27 protein-coding genes are annotated in these 25992 nt (G+C 64.6%); 12 read left to right on the top strand and 15 right to left on the bottom strand.

The window, feature by feature from the left end; translation table 11 throughout:
• Positions 1 to 2 precede the first annotated feature (2 nt).
• The 5 genes from IT549_RS13325 to IT549_RS13305 form a co-directional block, all read right to left on the bottom strand.
• Entirely contained in the window at positions 3 to 1070 is a 1068-nt protein-coding gene (locus IT549_RS13325; RefSeq protein ID WP_292973972.1) for a ribonucleotide-diphosphate reductase subunit beta, read from the bottom strand.
• Between the two features lie 264 nt (positions 1071 to 1334).
• Positions 1335 to 1712 carry a PepSY domain-containing protein gene (locus IT549_RS13320; RefSeq protein WP_292973971.1) on the bottom strand — a complete coding sequence of 126 codons (378 nt, stop codon included), beginning with the start codon at positions 1710 to 1712 and terminating at the stop codon, positions 1335 to 1337.
• A gap of 168 nt (positions 1713 to 1880) precedes the next feature.
• Complete coding sequence (locus IT549_RS13315) at positions 1881 to 2498, bottom strand: hypothetical protein (protein ID WP_292973969.1); 618 nt, start codon at positions 2496 to 2498, stop codon at positions 1881 to 1883.
• Positions 2495 to 2884 (bottom strand): membrane protease subunit, encoded by a 390-nt coding sequence (locus IT549_RS13310; protein WP_292973967.1) that lies wholly within the window; start codon positions 2882 to 2884, stop codon positions 2495 to 2497. Before IT549_RS13310 ends, IT549_RS13315 begins: the two co-directional genes overlap by 4 nt.
• A gap of 34 nt (positions 2885 to 2918) precedes the next feature.
• The gene (locus tag IT549_RS13305) at positions 2919 to 4934 is read right to left on the bottom strand and encodes a ribonucleoside-diphosphate reductase subunit alpha (protein WP_292973965.1); all 2016 of its coding nucleotides are present in this window, start codon (positions 4932 to 4934) and stop codon (positions 2919 to 2921) included.
• 644 nt (positions 4935 to 5578) lie between these two features.
• Here IT549_RS13305 and IT549_RS13300 point away from each other — a divergent pair.
• Entirely contained in the window at positions 5579 to 6109 is a 531-nt protein-coding gene (locus tag IT549_RS13300) for a hypothetical protein (protein ID WP_292973963.1), read from the top strand.
• Positions 6110 to 6187: 78 nt separating this feature from the next.
• Positions 6188 to 6439, top strand: coding sequence for a GlsB/YeaQ/YmgE family stress response membrane protein (locus IT549_RS13295; RefSeq protein WP_292973961.1), 252 nt, complete (start codon positions 6188 to 6190; stop codon positions 6437 to 6439).
• Positions 6440 to 6441: 2 nt separating this feature from the next.
• Here IT549_RS13295 and IT549_RS13290 read toward each other — a convergent pair whose 3' ends face one another.
• Positions 6442 to 6852, bottom strand: coding sequence for an MAPEG family protein (locus IT549_RS13290; protein ID WP_292973959.1), 411 nt, complete (start codon positions 6850 to 6852; stop codon positions 6442 to 6444).
• 100 nt (positions 6853 to 6952) lie between these two features.
• Here IT549_RS13290 and IT549_RS13285 point away from each other — a divergent pair, with 100 nt between their 5' ends.
• Positions 6953 to 7303 carry a helix-turn-helix domain-containing protein gene (locus IT549_RS13285; RefSeq protein WP_292973957.1) on the top strand — a complete coding sequence of 117 codons (351 nt, stop codon included), beginning with the start codon at positions 6953 to 6955 and terminating at the stop codon, positions 7301 to 7303.
• On the opposite strand, the gene IT549_RS13280 is transcribed toward IT549_RS13285, so the two are convergent.
• The 5 genes from IT549_RS13280 to IT549_RS13260 all read right to left on the bottom strand — a co-directional run bounded on the left by IT549_RS13280 (position 7300) and on the right by IT549_RS13260 (position 12510).
• Complete coding sequence (locus IT549_RS13280) at positions 7300 to 8181, bottom strand: alpha/beta fold hydrolase (RefSeq protein WP_292973955.1); 882 nt, start codon at positions 8179 to 8181, stop codon at positions 7300 to 7302. The genes IT549_RS13285 and IT549_RS13280 overlap by 4 nt on opposite strands.
• A 65-nt stretch (positions 8182 to 8246) precedes the next feature.
• Positions 8247 to 9320: a polyphosphate kinase 2 gene (ppk2, locus tag IT549_RS13275; protein ID WP_292973953.1), complete on the bottom strand. Its 1074-nt coding sequence runs from the start codon at positions 9318 to 9320 to the stop codon at positions 8247 to 8249.
• 131 nt (positions 9321 to 9451) lie between these two features.
• The gene (nadB, locus tag IT549_RS13270; protein ID WP_292973951.1) at positions 9452 to 11026 is read right to left on the bottom strand and encodes an L-aspartate oxidase; all 1575 of its coding nucleotides are present in this window, start codon (positions 11024 to 11026) and stop codon (positions 9452 to 9454) included.
• A complete protein-coding gene (locus IT549_RS13265) occupies positions 11023 to 11418 on the bottom strand; it encodes a DUF559 domain-containing protein (protein ID WP_292973949.1) in 396 nt (131 codons plus the stop codon). Before IT549_RS13265 ends, nadB begins: the two co-directional genes overlap by 4 nt.
• Before the next feature lie 150 nt (positions 11419 to 11568).
• A complete protein-coding gene (locus IT549_RS13260; RefSeq protein WP_292973947.1) occupies positions 11569 to 12510 on the bottom strand; it encodes an ABC transporter ATP-binding protein in 942 nt (313 codons plus the stop codon).
• A 147-nt stretch (positions 12511 to 12657) separates the two neighbouring features.
• Here IT549_RS13260 and IT549_RS13255 point away from each other — a divergent pair, with 147 nt between their 5' ends.
• The 7 genes from IT549_RS13255 (at position 12658) to IT549_RS13225 (ending at position 18189) form a co-directional block, all read left to right on the top strand.
• Positions 12658 to 13236, top strand: a complete 579-nt coding sequence (locus tag IT549_RS13255) for a DUF4402 domain-containing protein (RefSeq protein WP_292973945.1) — start codon at positions 12658 to 12660, stop codon at positions 13234 to 13236.
• A 128-nt stretch (positions 13237 to 13364) separates the two neighbouring features.
• A complete protein-coding gene (locus tag IT549_RS13250) occupies positions 13365 to 13940 on the top strand; it encodes a DUF4402 domain-containing protein (protein ID WP_292973943.1) in 576 nt (191 codons plus the stop codon).
• A 39-nt stretch (positions 13941 to 13979) separates the two neighbouring features.
• Complete coding sequence (locus IT549_RS13245; protein ID WP_292973942.1) at positions 13980 to 14177, top strand: zinc-finger domain-containing protein; 198 nt, start codon at positions 13980 to 13982, stop codon at positions 14175 to 14177.
• A gap of 45 nt (positions 14178 to 14222) precedes the next feature.
• Positions 14223 to 15656, top strand: a complete 1434-nt coding sequence (tldD, locus tag IT549_RS13240; protein WP_292973940.1) for a metalloprotease TldD — start codon at positions 14223 to 14225, stop codon at positions 15654 to 15656.
• Between the two features lie 80 nt (positions 15657 to 15736).
• Positions 15737 to 16147, top strand: a complete 411-nt coding sequence (locus tag IT549_RS13235) for a hypothetical protein (RefSeq protein WP_292973938.1) — start codon at positions 15737 to 15739, stop codon at positions 16145 to 16147.
• Between the two features lie 139 nt (positions 16148 to 16286).
• A complete protein-coding gene (locus tag IT549_RS13230; protein WP_292973936.1) occupies positions 16287 to 17537 on the top strand; it encodes a cytochrome P450 in 1251 nt (416 codons plus the stop codon).
• 13 nt (positions 17538 to 17550) lie between these two features.
• Positions 17551 to 18189, top strand: a complete 639-nt coding sequence (locus IT549_RS13225; protein ID WP_292973934.1) for a TetR/AcrR family transcriptional regulator — start codon at positions 17551 to 17553, stop codon at positions 18187 to 18189.
• A 1-nt stretch (position 18190) separates the two neighbouring features.
• On the opposite strand, the gene IT549_RS13220 is transcribed toward IT549_RS13225, so the two are convergent.
• Positions 18191 to 19441: an MFS transporter gene (locus IT549_RS13220; RefSeq protein ID WP_292973932.1), complete on the bottom strand. Its 1251-nt coding sequence runs from the start codon at positions 19439 to 19441 to the stop codon at positions 18191 to 18193.
• Between the two features lie 68 nt (positions 19442 to 19509).
• On the opposite strand from IT549_RS13220, the gene IT549_RS13215 reads away from it, so the two are divergent.
• Positions 19510 to 20004, top strand: a complete 495-nt coding sequence (locus IT549_RS13215; RefSeq protein ID WP_292973930.1) for an asparaginase domain-containing protein — start codon at positions 19510 to 19512, stop codon at positions 20002 to 20004.
• Here the strand turns inward: IT549_RS13215 and IT549_RS13210 are convergent.
• Positions 20001 to 21224, bottom strand: a complete 1224-nt coding sequence (locus IT549_RS13210; RefSeq protein ID WP_292973928.1) for an esterase-like activity of phytase family protein — start codon at positions 21222 to 21224, stop codon at positions 20001 to 20003. The genes IT549_RS13215 and IT549_RS13210 overlap by 4 nt on opposite strands.
• Before the next feature lie 15 nt (positions 21225 to 21239).
• The gene (guaA, locus tag IT549_RS13205; RefSeq protein WP_292973926.1) at positions 21240 to 22811 is read right to left on the bottom strand and encodes a glutamine-hydrolyzing GMP synthase; all 1572 of its coding nucleotides are present in this window, start codon (positions 22809 to 22811) and stop codon (positions 21240 to 21242) included.
• A 65-nt stretch (positions 22812 to 22876) separates the two neighbouring features.
• Here guaA and IT549_RS13200 point away from each other — a divergent pair, with 65 nt between their 5' ends.
• Entirely contained in the window at positions 22877 to 24115 is a 1239-nt protein-coding gene (locus IT549_RS13200) for an MFS transporter (protein ID WP_292973924.1), read from the top strand.
• On the opposite strand, the gene IT549_RS13195 is transcribed toward IT549_RS13200, so the two are convergent.
• The gene (locus IT549_RS13195) at positions 24078 to 25616 is read right to left on the bottom strand and encodes a class I adenylate-forming enzyme family protein (protein WP_292973922.1); all 1539 of its coding nucleotides are present in this window, start codon (positions 25614 to 25616) and stop codon (positions 24078 to 24080) included. The two genes, IT549_RS13200 and IT549_RS13195, sit on opposite strands and share 38 nt — an antisense overlap.
• Positions 25617 to 25992 lie beyond the last annotated feature (376 nt).

Raw genomic sequence — 25992 nt, 5'->3', positions numbered from 1 at the left:
CCTCACTCCGCCGCGTTCACCCCGCCTGCGAACATATCCGGCTCGGCCCCGGCTTCGACGCCCAGGTCGTTCGCTCCGGCAACTTCGCTCTTGGCCTTGCGGCGCGCGTCGAAGCTTGACCAGACGTCGTTCCAGTTGCCCTTGGTCGCGGCCTTTGAATATTCGGTCGCGCGGGTTTCAAAGAAGTTGGCGTGTTCGACGCCGTTGAGCAGCGGGGCGAGCCAGGGGAGCGGGTGGTCTTCGATCATGTAGATCGCCGGCAGGCCCAGCTGGCTGAGGCGCCAGTCTGCGATGTAGCGGATGTAGCGCTTGATTTCCTTGGGGCTCATCCCCGGCACCGGGCCCATTTCGAAGGCCAGGTCGATGAAGTTGTCTTCCAGCCGCACGGTCTTCTGGCAGCAGTCGATGATGTCTTCCTTGACCGCCTTGGTCAGGCACTGACGCTCGGCGCAGAAGGCGTGGAACAGGCGGGTGATGCCTTCGCAGTGGAGCGATTCATCGCGCACCGACCATGAGACGATCTGGCCCATGCCCTTCATCTTGTTGAAGCGCGGGAAGTTCATCAGCATGGCGAAGCTGGCGAACAGCTGCATCCCTTCGGTGAAGCCGCCGAACATGGCCAGCGTGCGGGCGATATCCTCGTCGGTATCAACCCCGAAGGTGTGCATGTAGCTGCACTTGTCGGCCATTTCGGTATATTCGAGGAAGGCGCTGTATTCGGTTTCGGGCATGCCGATCGTGTCGAGTAGGTGCGAATAGGCGGCGATGTGGACCGTCTCCATGTTGGAGAAGGCGGCCAGCATCATCTTGACCTCGGTCGGCTTGAACACCCGGCCGTACTTTTCGTGGTAGCAATCCTGCACCTCGACGTCGGCCTGGGTGAAGAAGCGGAAGATCTGGGTGAGCAGGTTGCGCTCGGTCTCGCTGATCTTCTGCGCCCAGTCACGGCAGTCCTCGCCCAGCGGAACTTCCTCGGGCATCCAGTGTACCTGCTGCTGGCGCTTCCAGTAATCGTAGGCCCACGGATATTCGAAGGGCTTATAGGTCTTGCGGGCTTCGAGCAGGGGCATCTTACGACTCCGGATTGGAACGGTTGCAATTGCTAGCCGAGATCACCCCGCGGCGCGAATGCGGCGGGGGCGATTGGCTGGGGATAGGGTGGGGAAGAACGGGTTCACACGAAGACACGAAGACGCGAAGATGCCGCGCTGTGCGGCAAAGCCGCCCTGATCCTTCGGATCGTTCGGCTACGGGCCAGGTGAAGCCCAAGGCCTGCGGCGCGGAAAAGCCTCTTTGTGTCTTCGTGTCTTCGTGTGAACCAAATTGCGCTGCGGTCAGTCCCAGAACCAGCCCGGCTTCTGGACGCGCGCTTTGCGATTGCGCCACATCTGGATGTACAGCCACAGGCCCGAGACGCTGAAGAACACCAGCGCCAGTCCCGCCGCGATCGAAATGGCGATCCCCGCCGGGCCGAATTCCTCGCCGCCGTGCAGGTGATGCAGGAAGCCCACCCAGGCGCGCGCGCCGTTGGGATCGGGCTTGGGCCGGCAGGTCATCGTTTCGGGGCAGGTAAAGCCCGGCGGCGGCGCGGCGGCGGCCACCGGCTGCCCCTCGGCCACCAGGGCTGCAAACTGGCTCATCACGCCGGTCACCGCAATCCACAGCAGCACCGCTCCAAAGATCACCGACAGCCAGCGATGCCACTTGCGCATGCGAAACAGACTCCAAATTGATATTGCGAACGATTTGCAATAAACCCATTCTCGGCATCGGGGCAAGCGCCAATTGGGCGCAGCTCGGTGCCAGGGCGGCAAGCGACCGGGATCGCCCGCCAAGTGCGGCGTGCAGGCCAGGCTGGCCGATCGTTCGCGGCGGGATGGTCACTGCCCGTTCCCGGCCGGCGGCTTCAGTCCGGCGACGCACTGATCCAGCTGGGCCAGAAAGGCCGGTGTGCCGGGCAGGGGATAGGTGCCGATCTCCAGGCCTCGGCCGATCAGCGTAACATTGCTGGCGCGTTCGGCAATCCGGCGAAAAGTGGCCGCGTCCTTGCCCTTCCAGATGCCGACCACGGCTTCATCGCCGCTGGCCGTTGCCACGATCACGGCCTTGTCATCGCTGATCCTGCGATCGCCATCGGCAGTTGCGAACAGCAATTCGATCGGCATGGTCTGGTTGGCCTGAGGCCGCAACGAATTCCAGTTCGGGCTGGAGAAGACCATGTAATAGGTCAGCTCGGACCGGGCGCGGCGGATGCTTACCAGCACGCCATTCGGCAGCACGCGGCCGGTCACGCAGCCAAGACCATCTGGCTGCGGACCTAGTTCCCAGTCGCTACGGGTATCGGCCCGCGCAGGCGTCAGCGCCAACAGCGCTGCCAACCCCAGGATCCCGCCCAGACCAAGCAGTGCGGCCCGCCCCCCGGAGAACAGGGCGCGGCGATAGCCATTGGCCGCCACAATCGGCCGTCCCGCTCTGGCGGCGATGGCGAACCAGCTCATTGCCCCAGCCGCCGGGCTTCGGTTACCGGCAGCCCGCCTTCGGTGGGCACGTAGATCAGCTGCGCCTTGCTGTCTTCCAGCGCCTGGATCTGCAGGTAGCGCAGGTAGCCTTCGGGGCCGCCGAGCGAATCCTGCAGGATCTTGTTGGCCTTGGCGGCCCCTTCGGCGCGGATCACTTCGGCTTCGGCCAGGCTGATCGCGCTTTCCTTCTTGGCGCGCGCCTCAAGGATCGCGACCTGGCGCGAGCTTTGCGCTTCGGCCAGCGCGGCCTCGCCCGCCAGGCGTTGCTGGTAGACGCGGTATTGCGGCCAGCCGACCAGCAGGCCGAACAGCACCACAGCACCGATCACCAGCCCGACCAGCGAACATCCGGCTTTCTGATTCATTGCCTTCTCCAGCAGCGGCCGAAGCGTGTCCATCTTACTGGCAGCTCAGGCATTCCTCGTAATCGGTCTGCTCGCCCGCGCTGAGCTCGATCTTGGGGGCTTCGGCGGTGTTGTCCACCTCGACCCCGCCGGCAAAGCCCGCGCGCTGGACCGACTTCGAGCGCAGGTAATAGAGGCTCTTGATCCCCTTTTCCCAGGCCTGGAAGTGCAGCATCGCCAGGTCCCACTTGTCCACGTCTGCCGGGATGTAGAGGTTCAGCGACTGCGCCTGATCGATATAGGGCGTGCGGTCAGCCGCGAATTCGAGCAGCCAGCGCTGGTCGATCTCGAAGCTGGTCTTGTAAACCGCCTTTTCCTCGGGGCTGAGGAAGTCGAGGTGCTGGACCGAGCCGCCATGCTCAAGGATCGAGTTCCACACCGCGGTCGAATCCTTGCTCTTGGTCTGCAGCAGCGCCTCAAGGTAGGGGTTCTTGACCACGAAGCTGCCCGACAGCGTCTTGTGGGTGTAGATGTTGGCCGGGATCGGCTCGATGCAGGCGCTGGTGCCGCCGCAGATGATGCTGATCGACGCGGTCGGCGCGATCGCCATCTTGCAGCTGAAGCGCTGCATCACGCCCATGTCGGCGGCATCGGGGCAGGCCCCGCGTTCTTGCGCCAGCAGCAGGCTGGCCTCGTCGGCCTTGGCGGCGACGTGCTTGAACATCTTGAGGTTCCAGGCCTTGGCCATCGCGGTTTCGAAGCCGATGCCCTTCTTCTGCAGGAACGAGTGGAAGCCCATCACCCCCATCCCGACCGAGCGTTCGCGCATCGCCGAATACTTGGCCCGGGCCATTTCATCGGGCGCGCGGTCGATATAGTCCTGCAGGACATTGTCGAGGAAACGCAGCACGTCTTCGACGAAGCGGTCTTCCGCCTGCCATTCGTCCCAGGTTTCCAGGTTGAGCGAGGACAGGCAGCAGACCGCGGTGCGATCGTTGCCCAGATGGTCCTTGCCGGTCGGCAGGGTGATTTCGCTGCACAGGTTCGAGGTCGAGACCTTGAGCCCCAGATCGCGGTGATGCTTGGGCATCATCCGGTTCACGGTATCGTTGAAGACGATATAGGGCTCACCCGTGGCGAGGCGGGTTTCGACCAGCTTCTGGAACAGGCTGCGCGCATCGACCGTGCCGCGCACCGACCCGTCCTTGGGCGAACGCAGGTTGAATTCGGTGCCATCGCGCACCGCTTCCATGAATTCGTCGGTCAACAGCACGCCGTGATGCAGGTTGAGCGCCTTGCGGTTGAAATCGCCCGACGGCTTGCGGATTTCGAGGAACTCCTCGATCTCGGGGTGCGAGACGTCGAGGTAGCAGGCGGCCGAACCGCGCCGCAGCGAACCCTGCGAAATGGCCAGCGTCAGGCTGTCCATCACCCGCACGAAGGGGATGATCCCGCTGGTCTTGCCGTTGAGGCCAACCGGCTCGCCAATCCCGCGGACATTGCCCCAATAGGTCCCGATCCCGCCCCCGCGCGAGGCGAGCCAGACGTTCTCGTTCCAGGTGCCGACGATCCCTTCCAGGCTATCGCTGACCGAATTGAGGTAGCAGCTGATCGGCAGCCCGCGGTTGGTGCCGCCGTTCGACAGCACCGGCGTGGCCGGCATGAACCACAGCCGGCTGATATAGTCATAGAGCCGCTGGGCGTGGCCCTCATCATCGGCATAGGCCGCGGCGACGCGGGCGAACAGGTCCTGATAGCGCTCACCCGGGAGCAGGTAGCGGTCGTCGAGCGTTTCCTTGCCGAAATCGGTCAGCAGCGCATCGCGGGCGTGATCGACCTCGATCTCGAAACGGCGGTCGTGGATCGCCTTCGAATCGTCGGCCGGCTTGGCGGCCGCCGTCATCGCTCCGGCCAGGGCTTCCGCACCCAGCTTGGCCACCAGCACTTCGCTGCCCAGATCGCTTTTCTCGGTCATCGCCACGGCGGCGTCTGCCTCCTTCTTGGTCCGCGCCTTGGCCCCGGTTCGGCTGGCCACGTCACCCGACGCCAGCGCTGCTTCCACTTCGGCCATGCTCGGCTCGTCCCCGTTCCTGAATTCCACTTTCGCCCCCGCAATCCAAGGCCGCCCGCGGGCGGCCACAATGTTCCACATTCGTTCGAATCGGCGAGCAAGCGCCAATCCTACCAGACCGGAAGAACGAAACGAGAAAAAGTTATCCCCATTCCATCCCCAGCCCGCGACCTGCGCGGTGCCTTCCAGGCCCGAATCCGCTCCCGGCGCGCAAGTGGCGCTCAAGTGCCTGAATCTAGGTCTAGTAGGTCCCCCCGCATGTCGGACCACTATCCATAGTGCCAAATGGTGAGTCGCGCGCAAGAGGGTAAATGCGTTGTTCACCGTCGTGACTCGCCCCGGACTCGGTGCGGAGTCATGCCGCGTCGCAGCGACGCGCGGGAAAAGCGCCACTGACGCCGTGCGCAAGAGTCAAAATCAAAATCGAAAAAATTTTTGTCCGGGCAAAACCGTTTCGCCGCGTTGACACGGAAAGAATCGAGACAGGCAATCTTGTTGCGTCGGCGGCCCCTGATCGCGCAACCGTTTTGTGGTTGCCGATTGATTAGGGATGATCGGGAAAGGCGTCTTCACCACCCCCGGGGCACAGATCCGCTCCAACGCCCGCGACGAATCGCAGGCCCTGACCGGATTGGAGTTGCTCGATGCGCCGGACCATTCGCACCCTTGCCCTGCTGGCCATGCTGCCGGCGCTTGCCCTGCCGGCTGCGGCGCGGGCCGCCGATGCCGATGCCGGAGCCAACAAGGCCGACAGCCCGGGCTTTGCTGCGGCCGGTGGCGGGGTAGCAATCCAGACTGCGCTGCCTGCCTCGGTTGCACCGGCCGCGATCATGCCTTCCGCGAAGCCCGCTTCCCTGCTCCCCGATCGTCGCAGCGCCGCTGCCCTGGGCCAGGCCCTGGCCCAGGGCGGAGTGGCGCTGCCCGGCGAAGGGCTGGACGCGGCCTGCCAGGGTTTCGTCACGCTTTATCGCTGCGTCGCGACCATGCACATGGCGCAAAACCTGAAGCTTGAAGGCGGGTTCGCCGCTGCGCGCGAAATGCTGGTTTTCGATCGCGAGGCCAGCCTGGCAGACGTGGCCCGTGCCTTCGCCCCCGAAGCCGATCCGCTGGCCGCCGAACGGCAGGCCCAGGGCCAGGCGATGGGCGATCTGCGCAAGGCCGGGATCGTCAAGTAACCGCGCCGCCGCACCGCGGGGCTTGATTGCCCCGCCACGCAGCCTACCTTGCTTCCGTCATTTGCGGAGGCCCTGCCCATGTTCAATCTGATCGGCGCGATCTGTTCCGGCCTGTTCATCGGTGCCTTGGCGCGCTGGTTCTACCTTGGCGATGTCGATATGGGGCTGGGCATGACGATCCTGCTCGGCATCTCCGGCTCGCTGCTCGCCAGCTTTGCCGCCGGTCGCGGTTCCTATGGCGAAGGCTTCCAGCGCGCCGGCTGCTTTGCCTCGGTGCTGGGCGCGATGCTGCTGATCTTCATCGGCCGTCAGCTGGGTTGGCATTTCTGAATTCAGATCCAGCCCAGGATCCGGCCCAGCATTACACCCTGACAGCCCACACCTGACAGAAACAGCACGGTGCGCGCGGCAGGCAAGCCCAGCGTGTAGATCACATAGTGCGCCGCGCGGACCAGCAAATAGACCAGGGCGGCCATGGCGGTCGTCGCGTTGTCCCGTCCCAGAGCACAGACGATCAGCGTCAGCGGGGCGAAAATCGCCAGATTCTCAACCGCATTGTAATGCGCCTTCTTGGCACGCCGCGCCCAGGTGTTCGGTTCGGGTTCGGCGCCGCCACCCTCCATCAGCGCCTCGATCGGGCCCAGCGCCTTCAGCAGGTAGCCAATGTAGGGCATCCACAGCAGCCCGGTCAGGGCGATGGCCAGCGTCAGCCAGTGCAGTGTTGGGGTCATGGCAAGTTGCATGGTGTTCTCCTCTGCAACCAGCATCCCGCAATAGATGCATATTGGAAAGTAGGCAGTAATATTGCATATAGGTATACATAGTATACCAATGGAGCGAACCATGCGGAAGCAGCGCCACGGTGACAACGCCCGGATCGATTGCCCGATGGAATACACGCTCGATCTGATCGGCGGAAAATGGAAAGGGGCGATCCTCTATCGCCTGCTTGAAGGCACCAGGCGTTATGGCGAATTGCGGCGCTTGCTGTGCCGGATCACCCAGCGTTCGTTGACCCAGCAATTGCGCGAACTCGAAGACGATGGGCTGGTGCACCGCGAAGTGTTCGCCGAAGTGCCGCCGCGGGTTGAATACAGCCTGACCGACAAGGGGCGCACCCTGGCCCCGGTGCTCAACGCCCTGCTGGCCTGGGGCGTTGGGCAGGTTGGGCTGCCGAAAAATCCGGCAGACTAACGCGCGTGCCCGGCGATCGCGCCGGCGATTTCCTCGACCAGCTCCAGTGGCAGATCATGGCCCATGCCGGCAATCTCGTGCAGCTTGGCGCCGGGGATCGCCTTGGCAGTATCGCGCCCGCCTTCGACCGGAACCAGTGGATCGTCCACCCCGTGGATCACCAGCGTCGGTGCCGTGACCGAACGCAGCCGCTTGCGCCGGTCGCCATCGTCAACGATCGCGGCGAGCTGGCGCGCGGCGCCTTCGGGGAAGAAGCTGCGATGGAAATCGCGGGTGATCCGTTCGCGCAGGCGCTCTTCGGGGGTGGGATAGTCCGGGCTGCCGATCGCCCGCGAAACCTTGATCCCGATCGGGATCACCGCCTCCAGCGTGGCGCTGGCCGGCGGCTTGCTCAGCAATGCCTCCATTGCTTCCTTGCGCGGCGGAGGCAGGCGGCGGTTGCCGGTGGTCGAAAAGATCGAGGTCAGCGTCCGCACCTTGTGCGGATGGTCGATCGCCAGCAGCTGGGCGATCATCCCGCCCATCGACCCGCCGACAATATGCGCGCGCTCGATCCCCAGCACGTCCAGCAGCGCGGCGGCGTCCTGGGCCATGTCGGTCAGCCGATAGGGCAGCCTGGCCCGCAGGCCGAGCATCCGCATCAGCGCGACCCGCTTGAAATTGGGAATGCCGTGCTCGCTGAACTTGGTCGACAGGCCAATGTCGCGGTTGTCATGGCGGATCACGTAATAGCCGCGATCGACCAGCGCCTCGACCAGCTCGATCGGCCACAGCGTCAGCTGCGCGCCCAGCCCCATGATCAGCAGCAGCGGCGGATTGGCGGGATCGCCATGGGCTTCGTATTCGATCGAAATGCCGTTGGCCTGGACTTGCGGCATGGTTCCTCCCCGGGGATTATGGTTTCGCGCCGAAACCTACCCGGGGCGGAACGAATTTCAACGCCTCAATCGTCCTTGCCGCCAGTCCAGCCGTATTCGCCGCGTTCGTGGATCACGTTGGCGCGGCCCACGATCAGGTCATCGACCATGCCGATCCGCTTCACGTCCTTGTCCTTGTAGGGCAGCGAGTGGAGGACATAGCGCATGGCGTTGAGCCGGGCGCGCTTCTTGTCGTCGCTCTTGACCACCGTCCAGGGGCTGTCGGCGGTGTCGGTCGCGAAGAACATCGCTTCCTTGGCGCGGGTGTAGTCGTCCCACTTGTCGAGGCTGGCGAGATCGACCGGCGAAAGCTTCCATTGCTTGAGCGGGTGGACCTTGCGTTCCTTGAACCGGCGGCGCTGCTCGGCCTGGCTGACCGAGAACCAGAACTTGATCAGGTGGATGCCGCTGCGCACCAGATTGCGTTCGAACTCCGGCGCCTGGCGCAGGAATTCCTTGTATTCCTCGTCGGTGCAGAAGCCCATCACCCGTTCAACCCCGGAGCGGTTGTACCACGAACGGTCGAACAGCACGATTTCGCCCTTGGTCGGCAGATGCTCGACATAGCGCTGGAAGTACCACTGGCCGCGTTCAACCTCGCTGGGCTTTTCCAGCGCGACCACGCGCGCGCCGCGCGGGTTGAGGTGTTCCATCATCCGCTTGATTGTGCCGCCCTTGCCGGCGGCATCGCGGCCTTCGAACAGGATCACCACCCGCTGGCCGGTTTCCTTGGCCCATTGCTGCAGCTTGAGCAATTCGGTCTGGAGGATGAACTTCTCGCGCTCGTAATCCTTGCGCAGCATCTTGAACTTGTAGGGATAGCCGCCCCTGCGCCAGTCGTCGGCCAGTTCGTCACTGGTCTTGCGCGGCTTGCCGCCCGGCTTGGGCAGCCCCAGGTAATCGCGCATCCGCGCGGCATCGTCGGGCGAGGCGCCGGCGATGATTGCTTCGACCCCGTCGGCGCCGCTGGTTCCGGCGATTTCCTTGAGCGCGGCCTCTTCGGCTTCGAGGGCGGCTTCGGCGCGCTCAGCAGCCAGGCCTTCCTCAACCACCTGGGGCAGGGCGGCCTTGCGGGGGCGGGGGGTACGCGGGGCAGTCATCGTGTCAGGCTCCTCATGCGATTCCGCCCGGTCATAGCAGGCGAAAGTTCCTGTTTGGTTGACCGGATTGTCCCGCTGGGACCATGGAGAGTCAAACGGATAGGCTGCACTGGCTGTTGCATTTGGCGCAACTAGGGCACCAGCACCGTATCCTTCGCCACCTTCAGCGTCTCGGGATAGTCCAGCGTATAGTGCAGCCCGCGGCTTTCATGCCGGGCCAGCGCAGAGCGGACGATCAGTTCGGCGCACTGCAGCAGGTTGCGCAGTTCGATCAGGTCGGTCGAGACGCGGAAGTGGGCATAGTATTCCTCGATCTCGCCCTGCAGCATCTGGATCCGGTGCTTGGCGCGCTCGAGCCGCTTGGTGGTGCGCACGATCCCGACATAGTTCCACATGAAGCGGCGGATCTCGGTCCAGTTCTGCTTGATGACGACTTCCTCGTCGCTGTCGGTGACGCGGCTTTCGTCCCAGGCGCGGACCGGAGGCGGGGCGTCGAAACTGTCCCAGCGCGCCAGGATGTCGCTGGCCGCCGCTTCACCGAAAACGAAGCATTCAAGCAGGCTGTTGGAGGCCAGGCGATTGGCGCCATGCAGCCCGCTTTCGGTGCATTCGCCCGCGGCATAGAGCCCGGGCAGGTCGGTGCGGCCATTGAGGTCGATCACAATCCCGCCGCAGGTGTAATGCTGTGCCGGGACGACGGGAATCGGCCCCTTGGTCATGTCGATCCCCAGCCCGATCAGCTTTTCATAGATGTTGGGGAAATGCTCGCGCACGAACTCCGGCGGCTGGTGGCTGATATCGAGGTGCACGAAGTCGAGCCCGTCGCGCTTGATCTCGGCATCGTTGGCGCGGGCCACCACGTCGCGCGGGGCGAGTTCCGCGCGCTCGTCGTAATCGGGCATGTAGCGGTGCCCGGTCCTGGGATTGTAGAGCCGCCCGCCTTCGCCGCGCACCGCCTCGGTGATCAGGAAGTTCTTGACGTCGAGGTTGTAGAGGCAGGTCGGGTGGAACTGCATCATTTCCATGTTGCCGACCCGTGCCCCGGCGCGCCAGGCCATCGCGATGCCGTCACCGGTCGCCCCGCGCGGCGCGGTGCTGAACTGGTAAACCCGGCCCGCCCCGCCGGTCGCCAGCACGGTTGCCCGCGCGGTATGCGCCTCGACCTTGCCGCTGGCCTCATTGAGGGCATAGACCCCCCAGACCCGGCCCGAGCCCGAATAGCGTTCCTCATGCCGGCCGGTGATCAGGTCGATACAGGCCTGGTGCGGCAGCAGCGTGATGTTGGGATGATCCTGCGCAGCCTTGAGCAGCGCCGATTGCACCGCCCAGCCGGTTGCATCGGCCACGTGGACGATCCGGCGGTGCGAATGCCCGCCCTCGCGGGTCAGGTGCAGATGCTCGTCTTCGGTGTTGAACGGCACGCCCAGCTCGACCAGCCGGTCGATCGCATGCGGCGCGCGTTCGATCACGAATTCGACCGTCTCCAGCCGGTTGAGCCCGCCCCCGGCGACCATGGTATCGCGGATGTGGTTTTCGAACGTGTCCCCGGCATCAAGCACCGCGGCGATCCCGCCCTGGGCCCAGGCGGTCGACCCGCCGGTCAGCTCACCCTTGGCCAGCACCAGCACCTTGAGCCGATCTGCCAGCGCCAGCGCCGCGGTCAGCCCCGCCGCGCCCGATCCGACCACGATGACGTCGGCGTTCATTGACCCCCCTCCCGCTTGCGGGAGGGGTTGGGGGTGGGCCATTCGGCCAGCTTTTGCTTGATCGCAGTAACCACGCCTTCGACATTGCCGAGTACATCGGCATTTGTGAAGTGACAGACGTGATATCCCTGTTCGGTAAGATAGCGATCACGAAAGACATCGCGCCCCGGATTGATGTCGTGCGAATGGCCATCGAGTTCGATTACCAAGAGGCGCTCCCGGCACAGGAAGTCGGCAAAGAACGGTCCAACCGGCATTTGGCGACTGAATTTCACACCAAGCTGTGACCGAGCGAGATATTGCCAAAGCAAGCGTTCCGCAGGTGTGGCGGCGTTGCGCAGTTCGCGGGCACGGATGGTGTCGCGATCGCGGAACTTGCCTTGGCCTCTCACTGACCCACCCCCGCCCCCTCCCGCAAGCGGGAGGGGGGAAGAAGAGGCGGAGCAACGCCATTCCAAAGGCGGAACCGGCGAAGCAGGCGCGAGGCAATCCCCCTCCCGCTTGCGGGAGGGGTTAGGGGTGGGTCAGTCAGCAAACGCAAACTAGGCCGCAGCCTGGCTCGTCAGGTGGACGAAGACATCCTCAAGATCAGCCTCGCGGGTGGTAACGTCGATGATCCCCAGGCCCTGGCCCTGGACCAGCGCCAGCACTTCGCCGGCATTGGTACGGTCCTTGTCATAGGTGATCTCGATCGTGCGTTCGCCGGTCTTTTCGCATTTGAGGAAGGCGGCATGGCTGGGCAGCCTGGCCACTTCACCGTCCAGCGAAAGCACCACCACCTTTTCACGGGCCATGCCCACCAGCTCACGGGTTGGCTTGTTGGCGATCAGCTGGCCGTGGTTGATGATCGCGATCTGGTCACACAGCTGTTCGGCTTCTTCAAGGTAGTGCGTGGTCAGCACCACGGTGACGCCCCCGGCGTTGAGTTCGCTGACCAGTTCCCACAGTTGCCGCCGCAGTTCGACGTCAACCCCGGCGGTCGGCTCGTCCAGCACGATTACCGGCGGGGTGTGCACCAGCGCCTTGGCGATCAGCAGCCGCCGCTTCATGCCCCCTGACAGCGTCCGGGCATAGGCGTTGGCCTTGTCGGCCAGGTGGACCTGGCCCAGCAGTTCCAGGCTGCGCCGCGCAGCCTTGGGGACACCATAAAGCCCGGCCTGGTTTTCCAGCACTTCGAACGGCGTGAAGAACGGATCGAACACCACTTCCTGCGGGACGATCCCGATCGAACGCTTGGCGTTGCGGACGTCCTTGTCGATGTCGAAACCCCAGATTTCCGCGGTTCCGCTGCTTTTCATCACCAGTCCGGCCAGGATGTTGATCAGCGTTGACTTGCCCGCCCCGTTGGGTCCCAGCAGGCCGAAAATCTGCCCTTGCGGGACATCGAAACTGACATCGTTGAGCGCCAGTTTGGCGGGCGCGTTGCCGGCCGGGGCATAGCGCTTGACGAGGTTCCGGATCGAGATGGCTGCGGGCGTTTCCATGCCTCTGGCTTAGCGATAGAAGCGGGCTGCGCAAAGCCCCGGAATGCGCGATTTTGCCGTCAAATCCTACCGCGCCGTTAACCATACCCGTGCAGGGTGCTTTCAGCCCGCGGTCCTAGTCTGCACGGTATGCATTGGGGGGTTACCATGCAACGCGGCCGGTTCGGGCACGCGATTCGCGCTTTCTGCGCGTTGCTGGCGCTTGCCCTTGGCACGCTGCTGGCGGCGCCTGCGCAGGCCCAGAATGTGGTGCAAGCCAGCGCAGAGGCGGTCGTCGTGTCGCCGTTGTCGCTGGTCAGGGTCGATGATCTGAATTTTGGCCAGATCGTCGCCCGGCCTACTCCCGGTACGGTCACAATGGACGTCAATACGGGTGCTTGCACCGTCACCGGCGCAATCGTTCATGCCGGGACCTGCCAATACGCCCAATTTGCCGGAATGGGCGCACGTCGCATGACGGTGCGATTCCAAGTGCCAAATTCGATAACCGTTACCGGACCCGGCGGCGCAACCATGCTGATAAACAACATCACGCTGGGAACAGCACCCGATCTCACTTTCATTGGCGGGAATGGAAATGGACTGGGTAATGGCAATCGTCGTTACCGGATCGATTCACCGACGGGAATGTTTATGTTTCGCGTCGCGGGGCGTTTGAACGTCGGAGCAAATCAGGCTCCGGGGGTCTACAACGGAACTTTTCCGGTTACAGTCCAATACCAGTAGGACCGAAGCAGATGCCTTGATGCTTGTTTGCAGCAGTGATGCTGACATTCAGGCTAAGCAAATGGCAAATGGTCTGTTAACCTTAATAGTTTGGCTAACTGACACGCTCTTTAACTAGACCTTTGGCAATGCAGTTGCCGTTCCAAATCAAGATCGGGAATCTGATCTGTCGAAGGCTGGCGGTTTCGACGGGGTTGGTTTGCTGCGTGCTCGCTTGGCCGTCGGCTGCTCAAACTGTTGGAACGGCAGTGCAGGCCGAAGCCGTCGTGGTGACGCCACTCAGCTTTTTCAAAGTTGACGATCTGGTGTTCGGCAGCATTGTTCCGAGCGGTGCAGCAGGGACCGTCGTGATCGCGCCAAGCGGCGCCAGAACAAAGACCGGCGGGGTGATCCTTGCCTCAGGCGCTACGCCCCAGCCAGCCCGCTTTGCTGGCATGGGTAGCCGCAATCAGGCGGTCAACATACGGCTTGGCAGCAACTCAGTGACATTGAATCGCGTTGGTGGGGGCGCAAACATGACGGTGAACACATTCATCATCGGTAGCACGCCAACCGCCCAGTTGACGACGGCACCGACAACTTTCCGAATTGCATCATCGACGGGCATGTTCCTGTTCCCGGTCGGAGCAACTCTGCGGGTTAAGGCCAATCAGGCACCAGGCAGCTATACCGGCAACTTTGCGATAACATTGCAGTACCAGTAGGCTGGAAAAGCCCGCGCGGCGCTGCTAATGGCGCCTGTCATGACCACCACGCCCGAAACCCAGATCGTCACCACCACCCGCGTTTCCTGCGACGGTTCGGCCGGTATTCCCGGCGGCGCCGCGCTGGGCCATCCGCGCGTCTGGCTGGAAGTGGACGAGCGCGGCTTTGCCGAATGCGGCTATTGCGACAAGCGTTTCGTGCTGAAGGGCGGACCGGCGGATCAGGCCGCCGCCTGACCACTGCAAGCTGGTCAAGCGCGTGAGAGCCCTTATATCGGGGGCATGACCGTTCCCGATCCCCATGCCCTGCTGTTTGCCCAGCTTGATCCCGCGCGCGCCCAGGCACTGACCGCTGAAGCGCTGAGCGCGTGTGACGATGGCGAACTGTTCCTGCAATTCATTGCCAGCGAAAGCTTCCTGTTCGATGATGGCCGGCTGAAGACCGCCGACTATTCGCGCGATGCCGGGTTCGGGCTGCGCGGGGTTTCGGGCGAGATGACCGGCTTTGCCCATGCCAACGAGATCAGCGAAAGCGCGATCCGCCGTGCCGGCGAAACGCTGCGCCTGCTCGATCCGGCCCAAGGCCAGCCCACCCCGCCGCCGCGCGCCAACAACCGCCACCTCTATACCGATCAGTCGCCGCTCGATACGCTGGGCTTTGCCGAAAAGGTCCGGCTGCTGGAAACCATCGATGCCGCCGCGCGGGCGCGCGATCCGCGCGTGGTGCAGGTTTCGGCCAGCCTTGCCGCCAGCTGGTCGGTGATCGAGATCCTGCGCGCCGATGGCTTTACTGCAAGCGACATCCGCCCGCTGGTGCGGCTCAACGTCTCGATCGTTGCGGAAAGCAACGGCCGGCGTGAAACCGGCAGCTTCGGGCTGGGCGGGCGGCGGCTTTATGACGATCTGTTCGAACCCCAGACCTGGAACCGCGCGATCGACCGGGCGCTGGCCCAGGCCTTGACCAACCTGGAAAGCGTGGCCGCCCCGGCGGGCGAGATGACCGTGCTGGTCGGCCCCGGCTGGCCCGGCGTGCTGCTGCACGAAGCGGTTGGCCACGGGCTGGAAGGCGATTTCAACCGCAAGGGCGCCAGCGCCTTTTCGGGCCGGATCGGCGAGCGGGTCGGTGCGCCCGGGGTGACCGTGGTCGATGACGGAACCCTGCTGGGGCAGGGCGGCCAGGGTCGGCGCGGATCGCTGTCGATCGACGATGAAGGCACGCCCACCGGCGAAACCGTGCTGATCGAGGACGGGATCCTGAAAGGCTATATGCAGGACCGGCTCAACGCCCGGCTGATGGGCGTGGCTCCCACCGGCAATGGCCGGCGCGAAAGCTATGCCCATGCGCCGATGCCGCGGATGACCAACACCTTCATGAAGGCCGGCAACGACGATCCGGGTGAGCTGCTGTCACGGGTCAGGAACGGGATCTTCGCCAAGAGTTTTGGCGGCGGGCAGGTCGATATCGTTTCGGGCAAGTTCGTGTTCTCGTGCACCGAAGCCTACCTGATCGAAAACGGCAAGCTGGGCGCACCGATCAAGGGTGCCACCCTGATTGGCGATGGGCCGACCGTGCTGACCCGGGTCAAGGGGATCGGCAACGATCTGGAACTGGACGAAGGGGTCGGGATCTGCGGCAAGGGCGGGCAATCGGTGCCAGCCGGGGTCGGCCAGCCCAGTCTGCTGATCGAAGGACTGACGGTTGGGGGAACGGGCTGATTGGGTGGTTCGGGGCTTACTTCAGCCTCGGTTCAGGATCGCGGGCTAGTCTGAGGAAATCGGAGGCAAGGAGTCGGAAAATGCGCACAATCGCCATTGCACTGGTCGCCGCCGCGGCCTTGCTCAGCGGCCCTGCATTGCAGGCCAAGCCCAGGCTTAACCCCGAACAGCAATTGGCCAAGCTGCTGGAAGGCCGTGAGGCCGGCAAGCCGGTCCACTGTATTTCGCAGCACGATACCCGCGACATGCGCGTGCTGGATGGCACCGCGATCGTTTACGGCTGGGGCAACACGATCTGGGTCAACGTACCCCGTAACGTGGAGGACCTCGACGATGATGATATCATGGTCACCCGCACCAGCGGCAGCCAGCTGTGCAGCCTCGACATCGTCCACACGGTTGACCGGATGAGCCACATGACCACCGGCTTCGTCAACCTGGGCGAATTCGTGCCCTATCGCCGCGTCACGAAGGTGGCCAAGGCCGACTGATCCCCGCTGCTACCCGAGACAGCGAGACGCCGCCCGGAGCGATCCGGGCGGCGGTTTCGTATGTGCGGCTTGACTCGGCCGGGCGGGGAATTAGGGTAATCACCCTAAAATGATTCCCTTGGGAACCCGGGAGAGAGAAATGGCCACTGCCGCACCGCTGCAACGCACCGCAAGCCCGATCGCGCCGCTCGATGTCAGCCGCGCCGAACTTTATGAAGGCGAAGGCTGGCAGGAACCGTTCCGCCAGTTGCGCGCCGCAGCGCCGATCCAGTACGTGCCTGACAGCGATTTCGGCCCCTACTGGTCGGTTTCGACCTACAAGCCGATCGTCCATATCGAGGCGCTGCCCAAGATCTTTTCGTCGAGCTGGGAATACGGCGGGATCGCGATTCCCGGCAAGGTCGATGAACTGATCGAAGGCGAAATCCGCATGCCGATGTTCATCGCGATGGATCCGCCGCACCACACCGCCCAGCGCCGCACGGTCGCACCCAGCTTTGGTCCCAGCGAAGTGGCGGCGATGAAGGCCGAGGTCCAGGCCCGCACCGCCGAAGTGCTGGACAGCCTGCCGATTGGCGAGGCGTTCAACTGGGTCGATCGGGTCTCGATCGAACTGACCACCGGCATGCTCGCCAAGCTGTTCGACTTCCCCTGGGAAGAACGCCACAAGCTGACCTACTGGTCGGACATGGGCGGCAATGTCGAATCGATGAAGCGCCCCGAAGATATCGCTGCCCGCAATGCCGCGCTGTTCGAGATGGGCGCCGCCTTTGCCGAACTGTGGCAGCAGAAGATCGCCAAGCCGGGCAAGGACCTGATCTCGGTCATGCTGCAATCCGATGCGATGAACCACATGAGCCAGGAAGAATTCATCGGCAACCTGATCCTGCTGATCGTTGGCGGCAATGATACCACCCGCAATTCGATGTCGGCCTTTGCCTGGGGGCTGCACCAGTTCCCCGAGCAGCGCGCCAAGCTGGAAGCCGATCCCTCGCTGATCCCCAATGCGGTGCAGGAACTGATCCGCTGGCAGACCCCGCTGGCCCACATGCGCCGCACGGTGCAGGAGGATACCGAGATCGATGGCGTCCACATGAAGAAGGGCGACAAGGTCTGCCTGTGGTACATCTCGGCCAATCGTGACGAGTCTGTGTTCGAGGACGCCGATCAGGTGATCATCGATCGCGACAATGCCCGCCGGCACCTGTCGTTCGGCTATGGCATCCACCGTTGCGTCGGGGCGCGGGTGGCCGAACTGCAGCTGACCACCCTGCTTGAGGAAATGGCCAAGCGGCGGCTGCGCGCCACTGTGATCGAAGAGCCCGAGCGCGTCGCGACCTGCTTCGTCCACGGTTACAAGAAGGTCATGGTCGAGCTGTCGCACTACTGATCGGGACAGCCTGATGAAAACCAGGGACCGCATCGTTGCCACCGCGCTCGGCCTGTTCAACGAACAGGGCTATGGCGCGGTGACCACGGCCATGCTGGCGGCACAGTGCGGTATCGCCGAAGGCAACCTGTGGTACCACTTCAAGACCCGCGCCGTGCTGCTGGATGCGATCGGCGAACGCTTTGCCTCCTCGATCGAGGCGCGGCTGGCGATGCGCCCGGGCAGCGATCCGCTGGGTGACTACGCCGCATTGCTCGAAGCGGTCATGGCCGAATTCCGCGCCTTCCGCTTCATCTACCGCGATCAGCGCGCCTATGGCGACGATGCGGAAATGGTCAGCAACAACGCCCCGCGCTGGCTGGAAATGACCTTCGATCAGGTCGAAGCCTACCTCGCCGCACTGGTCGATATCGGCCTGCTTGACTGGCCGCGCGAGCGGCTGCGGGATCTGGCGATCAATTCGACCATCATCCTGCGCTATGGCCTTGAACATTACCGCGAACTGGGCGAGCCGATCGCCGAAGGCGCGGGCGCGGTGCGGCGCACCCTGCGGCGCCAGCTGACGCTGTTCGAACACCGGCTCGAACCCGCTGCGGCCAACCGGTTGCAGGCGGCGATCGAGGAAATGGGCGAAGAGTCGCTCGCCGCCTGACCTAGTCTGTCACCTGCCGGATTTCGGGCACGGCCCAGGCCCACCATGCCGCACCCAGCGCCGCAAGGCCCGCAGCCAGGGCGAAGGCCCAGCCGAACCCGCCCAGGTAATCGACGATCAGCCCGGTCGCGATCGGCCCGACGATCCCCGAGATGTTGCCCAGCGCGTTCTGCATGCCGACCCAGCCGCCCGCCGCGCGCGGGCCGGAAAAGATCTGCGCCACCGCGAACAGGTTGGTCGAAATCTGGCTGGTCCCCAGCCCGGCCAGCACCAGCCAGGCGCCCAGGTCCCACGGGCCGCGCGAGAAGTAGATGCCGATGATCGCCACGGTGGTCGCGATGTGCCCGAAGATCATCAGCCGTCGCCGCAGCGGGCCTTCGTCTGCGCCCAGCGCCACCTGCCGGTCCGACCAGTGCCCCACCGCCAGCGCCGCCACGCCCTGGGCCACGAAGCCCAGCGTGGTCAGCATGGTCATCATCGGGATCGAATAGCCCATGGTCTTGGTCAGCCACAGCGGCAGCCAGGTGAGCAGGAAATAGAACCCGTAGTTCGACAGGAAATGCGCGCCGCCCATCAGCCACAGCGTCGGGATCGTCATCAGTTTGCCCAGATCGAGCCGGCCGGCGCTGGGCTGGCTGAAGGTTCCAGCCTGGAGCGGGCGGGTGACCAGCTGCCAGGGGATCAGCCAGATCAGCGTGGCAAGGCCGAAGATCCAGAAGATCGGCCGCCAGCCGCCCATCGCCAGGATCGTGCCGCCAGCCAGCGAGCCGACCGCCGGGCCAAAGGCGATCGCCGCCGCCACCGCTGCATTGGCGATCCCGCGGCGGTGGGCGGGAACCTGCGCGGCGAAGATCTTGGAACTGCCGGGGAACGACACCGCCTCGCCAATCCCCAGCCCGACCCGCAGCACGATCAGCGCGGCCAGGCCATCGACGAAGCCGGTCAGGGCGGTGCTCAGTGCCCAAAGTGCCACACCCAGCGCAAAGACGCGGTAGACGCAGAACCGGTCGCACAGCCAGCCCATCACCAGGCACAGCGGGGCATAGGCCCAGAAGAAGGCGGAGACGCCGGTGCCGAACTCGGTCGCGGAAAAGCGCAGCTCTTCCTTCATGCTGGGCGCGGCGATGCCGATCGCGCCGCGATCGATGTAATTGAGCAAGACCGACGCAGCCAGCAGCACCACCAGCCAGGTCAGCGCGGCTCCGCTGGCACCGCGCACCGGCGCCGCCGCTCCCTTGTCGAGCATGGCCATTGGCATTCTCCCCACCTGTTTTGCCGCAGGCTAGCACGAAGGCGCCGCCCTGGGCTATGGCCCCGCGCATGACCCAGCAAGCGATCCTGGTCCTCACCACCGGCGGGACCATCGACAAGAACTATTTCGACGCGCTCAGCGAATACCAGATCGTCGATTCGGGTATTCCCGCGCTGCTGCAGGAAGCGCGCGTGGCCTTGCCGGTCAGGGTGGTCGAACTGATGCGCAAGGACAGCCTGGAACTGACCGAAGCCGATCGCCTGGCTGTAGCCGGGGCCGCGCGCGAGGCGCCCGAAACGCACGTGGTGGTCACCCACGGCACCGATACGATGACCGAGACAGCGAGGGTGCTCGCCGCCGAAGTACCGGGCAAGACCATCTGCCTCACCGGTGCGCTCAGCCCGGCGCGCTTTGCGGAGACCGACGCGCACTTCAACCTGGGCATGGCCTTCGCCACTGCCCAGATCGCGCCGCCGGGCGTCTATATCGCGATGAGCGGCGAGGTGTTCGACGGGCTCAAGGTCAGGAAAGACCGCGCGGCGGGCAAGTTCGTCGCGATCTAGCGCGGATCGACCCGCCAGAACTGCGTTCCCGCGCCCTCGGTGCCGTAGTCGCTGTCGTTGGCGAGCAGCAGCGCGCCATCCGGCAGCACCAGCATGCCTTCAAGGTCGGCGCAGATCTCTGGATGGTGGTCGGTCGAAAGGACCAGCGCTTTGTTCAGCAGGGTGACCCCCGCTGCCGCTGCCCCGGCCTGGCCAAGCTGTTCAAGGCTTGGGCGTTGATCCGGGTCGAGATAGCACGGCGGCACTGGCGTCTTGGGGCGGACGCGGTAAATGTGCGTCGATAGCGTCACCCGCTCCAGCACCAGCAGGCTGCCATCGGGCAGCGCGGCCAGTTCGCTGACTTTGACATCGCCGTGCTCAACCCTGCCCTTGGCGCAATCGCGCGCGAAGGCACCGGGCGGTTCGAGCGGGTAGGCATATTCGGCCAGCACCGTGGCCTCCAGCGGATCGAGCGCCCAGATCCGCACCACATCGCCCGCATCATGCGCGGCGCGATCGGGATGGGCCAGCGGGCTCTGGAACGCGGCATAGAGCACCGTTCCATCGGCCGACAGGGCCAGCGCTTCGAACCCGCGATTGTGTTTGCGCGCCCGGGCCAGCGCCGGCAGCGCTTCGACCACCGGAGCGGGCGATCCGGCGAACAGCGTGCCAGCCCCCTGCGGCACCACCCGGCGCTCGATCACCCCTTCGGCATCGATCAGCAGCAGCGACGGGCCGTATTCCTCGGCGATCCAGAAGCGGCCGTCGGGCAGCGCCGCGATCCCTTCGCTATCGGCCCCGGCGCGGCTGGCGCTGAGCGGCGCGCCCGCCAGGTCGAACACCGGCTCGTCCTCATCGCCTTGGGCAGCGGGCGGCGGCAGGCCGCCCAGCAGGGTGCCATCGGCATAACGCAGTTCGAACAGCGCTTCGGGCTTGATCCGCCCGCCGTCCAGCCGGAACCGCGCGAGTGCCGGACCGGTCCCCGGCAGCGGCATGATCTTCGCGCCATCCAGTTCAGTCAGCGGCTTCAATTGCTTCAGCCCATAGTGCTTCACCGCGTCCTTCGGCTTGATGTTCGGTCCGCGGTCACCCACCCCCCAGAACACGCCCGCCGGATCGCCCGGCCGCCAGGTCAACCCAGAGGTCAGGCTGCGGTGCAGCACCATTTCGCCCTTGGGCATGTCCAGCCGCGCCAGTGGCACGTCGGTCCAGTCGAGCCGCTGGGCCGGTCGATCAGTCAAGGCGGCGTCCGATCGTCACTCCCACTCGATCGTGCCCGGCGGCTTCGAGGTGAAGTCATAGACCACCCGGTTGATGCCCTTGACCTCATTGATGATCCGGGTCGCGACGCGGCTGAGGAATGCCGCGTCGAAGGGATAGATGTCGGCGGTCATGCCGTCGATGCTGGTCACGGCGCGCAGCGCGCAGACGCTGTCGTAAGTGCGGTAATCGCCCATCACCCCGACCGTACGGACTGGCAGCAGCACAGCGAAGGCCTGCCAGATCGCGTCGTAGAGCCCGGCATTGCGGATCTCTTCAAGATAGACCGCATCGGCCTTACGCAGGATGTCGCAGCGTTCCTTGGTCACTTCACCCGGGATGCGGATCGCCAGGCCCGGCCCGGGGAACGGATGCCGCCCGACGAACAGGTCGTTGAGGCCCAGTTCGCGGCCCAGCGCGCGGACTTCGTCCTTGAACAGTTCGCGAAGCGGCTCAACCAGCTTCATGTTCATCCGCTCGGGCAGGCCGCCTACATTGTGGTGGCTCTTGATCGTCACCGAAGGCCCGCCGGTGAACGAGACGCTCTCGATCACGTCGGGGTAGAGGGTGCCCTGCGCCAGGAAGTCGGCTCCGCCGATCCGCTTGGCCTCTTCCTCGAACACCGCGATGAATTCGCCACCGATAAACTTGCGCTTGGCTTCGGGGTCGGTCACCCCTTCAAGGCCCTTCATGAAGCGCGCCTCGGCATCGACCACCACCAGCGGGATGTTGTAGTGATCGCGGAACAGACTCTCGACCTGCTCGCGCTCGTTCAGGCGCAGCAGGCCGTGATCGACGAACACGCAGGTCAGCTGATCGCCGATCGCCTCGTGGATCAGGATCGCCGCGACAGAGCTGTCAACCCCGCCCGAAAGCCCGCAGATCACCCGGCCGCTGCCAACCTGCTCGCGGATTTCCCGCACCTTGGTTTCGCGGTAGGCGGCCATGGTCCAGTCGCCCTTCAGGCCGCAGACCTTGTGGACGAAATTGGCGATCAGCTTGCCGCCATCGGGGGTGTGAACCACCTCGGGGTGGAACTGGGTGCCGTAGAACTGGCGCGCTTCATCGGCGATCACCGCGAACGGCGCGCCGTCCGATACGGCGACGATGCGAAAGCCAGGGGCGAATTTGGTGACCTTGTCGCCATGGCTCATCCACACCTGGTGACGCTCGCCCACTGCCCACAGGCCGTCGAACAGGGCGCACGGTTCGGTGATGGTGATGAAGGCGCGGCCAAATTCGCCTTCCCATTCGCCCTGGTTGCCGGCCTCTACCGTGCCGCCCAGCTGGTGGCTCATCACCTGCTGGCCATAACAGATCCCCAGGATCGGCACCCCGGCATCGAACAGCATCTGCGGCGCGCGCGGGCTGCCTTCTTCGGGCACCCCGGCGGGCGATCCCGAGAGGATGATCCCGGCCGGCTTCATCCGCTGGAATGCCGCTTCGGCCTGGCTGAACGGGGCGATTTCGGAATAGACCCCGGCTTCGCGCACGCGGCGCGCGATCAGCTGGGTGACTTGGCTGCCGAAATCGACGATGAGGATGGAATCAGAAGGCTGGATCGTCATGGCTGGCCGATAATGAAGCAGGGGCGCGCTGGCAAGCGAAGGCACCCCAGGCAAAGGGAGAAACTGTGGACCAGCAACGCGCCTCGATCGGCATCGTCTTTGCCGTGGTGCTGATCGACATGCTGGGCTTCGGCATCGTCATGCCGGTGCTGCCCGGGCTGATCATGGAACTGGGCCACCTTACGGTAGATGCCGCGGCGGTCTGGGCGGGGTGGCTGGGGGCGGGCTATGCCACGCTGCAATTCATCTTCGCGCCGATCATCGGCAACCTTTCGGACCGGTTCGGACGGCGCCCGGTGCTGCTCGCCTCGCTGGTCGCCTTCGGAATCGACTATCTGGTGATGTGGCTGGCGCCGGGGCTGTGGTGGCTGGTGCTGGGACGGCTGGTGGCCGGGATCACCGGGGCCAGCTGGAGCGCGGCCTATGCCTTCATCGCCGATGTCTCCCCGCCAGAGAAGCGTGCCGCCAATTTCGGACTGATGGGCATGGCCTTTGGCCTGGGCTTCATCTTCGGGCCGGTGCTGGGCGGGCTGCTGGGCACGCTGGGGCCGCGGGTGCCGTTCCTGGCCGCCGCGCTGATGGCCTTTGCCAATGCCGCACTGGGCTGGTTCATCCTCAAGGAGAGCCTGACGCCCGAGCACCGGCGTCCGTTTGAGCTGGCCCGCGCCAATGCCTTCGCCGCGTTCCGGGCCTTGCGCCACCAGAGCGGCGCGGTGGCCTGGTTCATCGCCGCGACCGGCTTCTGGATGCTGGCCCACGTGGTCTATCCGGCGATCTGGTCCTATGTGGCGATCGCGGCCTGGAACTATGACAGCAAGGCGATCGGGCTGGCGCTGGGGGTGGTCGGGCTGTCGAGCGCCCTGGTCCAGGGGCTGGGACTGCGGTTCATCGCGCCCAGGCTGGGCGAGCGGCTGGCGGTGACGATCGGGGTGGCCAGCTTTGCGCTGTCCGCCGTGCTTTACACGCTCGCCGGCAGCACCTCGGCGATCTATGTGGCGATCCTGGTCGGCGGCCTGCAGGGTTTCATCAGCCCGTCGATCTCGGCGCTGGCCAGCCGGGCGATCGACGCCAAGAGCCAGGGCGAACTGCAAGGCGCGACCCAGGCGATCGGCTCGATCGCCTCGATCGTGGGCCCGCCGCTCTATTCGGCGGTATTCATGCGCTTTCACGGCCCCGGCGCGCTGGCCCAGGTGCCGACCATGCCGTTCCTGCTCGCAGCCCTCTTCTCGCTGGTGACCTTGCTGCTGTTCCTGCGCGGGCTGGCGCTTACGAAGAACCAAGCATATCCCTCAGCTCGGTCTTGAGCAATTTGCCGATGTGGCTTCGCGGCATTTCGGCAATCGCGTGGAGTGCGGAGACGCGCTGGGTCTTGCCCAGGCGACTGTTGGCGACCGTGCGGATGTCTTCGAGATCGCTTTCGCTCGCCCCGTTCTTCAGCACCACGAAGCCGACCGGGGTTTCGCCCCACTGATCGCTGGGCACGCCCACCACTGCGGCTTCGGCAACGCGGTCATCCTTGAGCAGTTCGCCTTCGAGATCGACCGGGAAGATGTTGAACCCGCCCGAGATGATCACGTCTTTGGTCCGTCCGACCAGTTCGACGAAACCATCGGCATCCAGCCGGCCGACATCGCCCATCCGCTGCCAGGTCGATCCGTCGCTGGGATCGATCCAGTAACCTTCGCGGGTCTTTTCGGGCTGGTTCTTGTACCCCAGCATCATCGTGGGTGACTTGCCGACCAGTTCGCCGGCCACCCCGGGAGGCACTTCGTTGCCCTGCTCGTCCAGCACTTTCAGGAAATGCCCCGGCGCAGGATAGCCTACGGTGTGGAGCTTGTCGGGATGTTCGTGGACCGGGAAGATGCAGGCGACCCCGCCTTCGGTCATCCCATAGATCTCGATCAGCCCGCCAGGCATGCGCTTTAGGACTTCGGCCTTGAGGTCAGCCGGGAAGGGCGCCGAAGTGCAGTACTTCATCCTCAGGCTCGACAGATCATAGTCGTCGAACTGCTCGAACTGCATCAGCCGGCGGTATTGCACCGGGACCAGCATGGTGTGGGTGATCTTTTCCGCCGCCGCGCGTTCAAGCCACTTCTGCGTGTCGAACTTGCCCATCAGGCTGGCGCAGCCGCCGGAATACATCGTCGGCAGGAACACCGCCATGGTGGTGTTCGAATAGAGCGGGGTGGAGCACAGCGTGCGGCTGTCGATGCCGTAATTGAGCGCCGCGCGGAAGGTCATCTGCCGCCAGCGCATTCCATGGCTATGGACGATGCCCTTGGGAATCCCGGTGGTGCCGCTGGAATAGATGATGTTGAGCGGATCCTTCTCGGTCGGCTCGAACGGCGCGGCCTTGGTGCCTTCCGGGGCCATGAATGCGTCAAGCTCGCTCAACAGGATCTGGTTCTGAACCGGCAGCTTGAAGCCGCCCAGTTCGTCCAGCTTGGCCTGGTCGATGAACAGGTGGATCGCGCCCGAATCGATTGCCATGCCCTTCAGCTGTTCGGGGCTGGCGCTGGTGGTCAGCGGCGCGGCGCAGCCCCCGGCGCGGATCGCGGCAAGGTAGATCAGCGCATAGGCGTTGCAGGTGGTGCCCAGGATCGCCACCGCCTGTCCGCGTTGCAGCCCGTCGGCCTGCAGCCGCGCGGCGATCCGTTCAACCCGGTCAGCCACTTCGCGCCACGAGAGCGTTTCGGCGCCGTCATACAGCGCCGGTGCCTCGCCGCGATAGTCACCCCAGGCGGCAATCAGGCCCGGGAAGGAACCGAACTCGGCATCTAGTCTTTCGGCGGGATTCTGGCTCATCGATCAAAGTTCCGGCATCTGGAAGTTCACAAAGTTGACAGGGTTCAGGAAAAGGAAATTGGCCCGATTCCGCCTGCTGGCGCAACCATGGCAGGGCGCGGCGCGGTAGGAAAGCCTGATGCGGGGTTAACGCGGCGGTTGCAAATATCGCAACATCCCTTTCGGCCTTTGCACTGGTAATCTCTACTATAATGCTTATGTTGCAAATGCGAACTGAGTTCGCGAACGCAAAACAGGAGATACCCCATGCGCAGCATCGCACAGATCATGCTGCCGGTCATCGTCGCGGCTTCGGTCAGCGGTCTGATGTTCACCGCCACGCTCGCCTAAGCGCAGCGGTCCGGCACATTTCCACAACAGCAAAGGGCCGTCACGC

Source organism: Novosphingobium sp. (assembly GCF_020852455.1).
Taxonomy (GTDB): domain Bacteria; phylum Pseudomonadota; class Alphaproteobacteria; order Sphingomonadales; family Sphingomonadaceae; genus Novosphingobium.
The sequence above is the reverse complement of the archived record's forward strand: the minus strand, read 5'-3'. Positions and strand labels throughout refer to the sequence as shown.

What these genes read in the sequence shown, in the direction of transcription:
- IT549_RS13250 (WP_292973943.1), top strand. Translation starts at nt 13,365, where the DNA reads ATGCAGTTGCCGTTCCAAATCAAGATCGGGAATCTGATCTGTCGAAGG.
- IT549_RS13295 (WP_292973961.1), top strand. Translation starts at nt 6,188, where the DNA reads ATGTTCAATCTGATCGGCGCGATCTGTTCCGGCCTGTTCATCGGTGCC.
- IT549_RS13260 (WP_292973947.1), bottom strand. Translation starts at nt 12,510, where the DNA reads ATGGAAACGCCCGCAGCCATCTCGATCCGGAACCTCGTCAAGCGCTAT.
- IT549_RS13285 (WP_292973957.1), top strand. Translation starts at nt 6,953, where the DNA reads ATGCGGAAGCAGCGCCACGGTGACAACGCCCGGATCGATTGCCCGATG.
- IT549_RS13245 (WP_292973942.1), top strand. Translation starts at nt 13,980, where the DNA reads ATGACCACCACGCCCGAAACCCAGATCGTCACCACCACCCGCGTTTCC.
- IT549_RS13315 (WP_292973969.1), bottom strand. Translation starts at nt 2,498, where the DNA reads ATGAGCTGGTTCGCCATCGCCGCCAGAGCGGGACGGCCGATTGTGGCG.
- IT549_RS13220 (WP_292973932.1), bottom strand. Translation starts at nt 19,441, where the DNA reads ATGGCCATGCTCGACAAGGGAGCGGCGGCGCCGGTGCGCGGTGCCAGC.
- IT549_RS13305 (WP_292973965.1), bottom strand. Translation starts at nt 4,934, where the DNA reads ATGGCCGAAGTGGAAGCAGCGCTGGCGTCGGGTGACGTGGCCAGCCGA.
- IT549_RS13255 (WP_292973945.1), top strand. Translation starts at nt 12,658, where the DNA reads ATGCAACGCGGCCGGTTCGGGCACGCGATTCGCGCTTTCTGCGCGTTG.
- tldD (WP_292973940.1), top strand. Translation starts at nt 14,223, where the DNA reads ATGACCGTTCCCGATCCCCATGCCCTGCTGTTTGCCCAGCTTGATCCC.
- nadB (WP_292973951.1), bottom strand. Translation starts at nt 11,026, where the DNA reads ATGAACGCCGACGTCATCGTGGTCGGATCGGGCGCGGCGGGGCTGACC.
- IT549_RS13235 (WP_292973938.1), top strand. Translation starts at nt 15,737, where the DNA reads ATGCGCACAATCGCCATTGCACTGGTCGCCGCCGCGGCCTTGCTCAGC.
- IT549_RS13225 (WP_292973934.1), top strand. Translation starts at nt 17,551, where the DNA reads ATGAAAACCAGGGACCGCATCGTTGCCACCGCGCTCGGCCTGTTCAAC.
- IT549_RS13280 (WP_292973955.1), bottom strand. Translation starts at nt 8,181, where the DNA reads ATGCCGCAAGTCCAGGCCAACGGCATTTCGATCGAATACGAAGCCCAT.
- IT549_RS13215 (WP_292973930.1), top strand. Translation starts at nt 19,510, where the DNA reads ATGACCCAGCAAGCGATCCTGGTCCTCACCACCGGCGGGACCATCGAC.
- guaA (WP_292973926.1), bottom strand. Translation starts at nt 22,811, where the DNA reads ATGACGATCCAGCCTTCTGATTCCATCCTCATCGTCGATTTCGGCAGC.
- IT549_RS13320 (WP_292973971.1), bottom strand. Translation starts at nt 1,712, where the DNA reads ATGCGCAAGTGGCATCGCTGGCTGTCGGTGATCTTTGGAGCGGTGCTG.
- IT549_RS13290 (WP_292973959.1), bottom strand. Translation starts at nt 6,852, where the DNA reads ATGCAACTTGCCATGACCCCAACACTGCACTGGCTGACGCTGGCCATC.
- IT549_RS13325 (WP_292973972.1), bottom strand. Translation starts at nt 1,070, where the DNA reads ATGCCCCTGCTCGAAGCCCGCAAGACCTATAAGCCCTTCGAATATCCG.
- IT549_RS13230 (WP_292973936.1), top strand. Translation starts at nt 16,287, where the DNA reads ATGGCCACTGCCGCACCGCTGCAACGCACCGCAAGCCCGATCGCGCCG.
- IT549_RS13195 (WP_292973922.1), bottom strand. Translation starts at nt 25,616, where the DNA reads ATGAGCCAGAATCCCGCCGAAAGACTAGATGCCGAGTTCGGTTCCTTC.
- ppk2 (WP_292973953.1), bottom strand. Translation starts at nt 9,320, where the DNA reads ATGACTGCCCCGCGTACCCCCCGCCCCCGCAAGGCCGCCCTGCCCCAG.
- IT549_RS13310 (WP_292973967.1), bottom strand. Translation starts at nt 2,884, where the DNA reads ATGAATCAGAAAGCCGGATGTTCGCTGGTCGGGCTGGTGATCGGTGCT.
- IT549_RS13300 (WP_292973963.1), top strand. Translation starts at nt 5,579, where the DNA reads ATGCGCCGGACCATTCGCACCCTTGCCCTGCTGGCCATGCTGCCGGCG.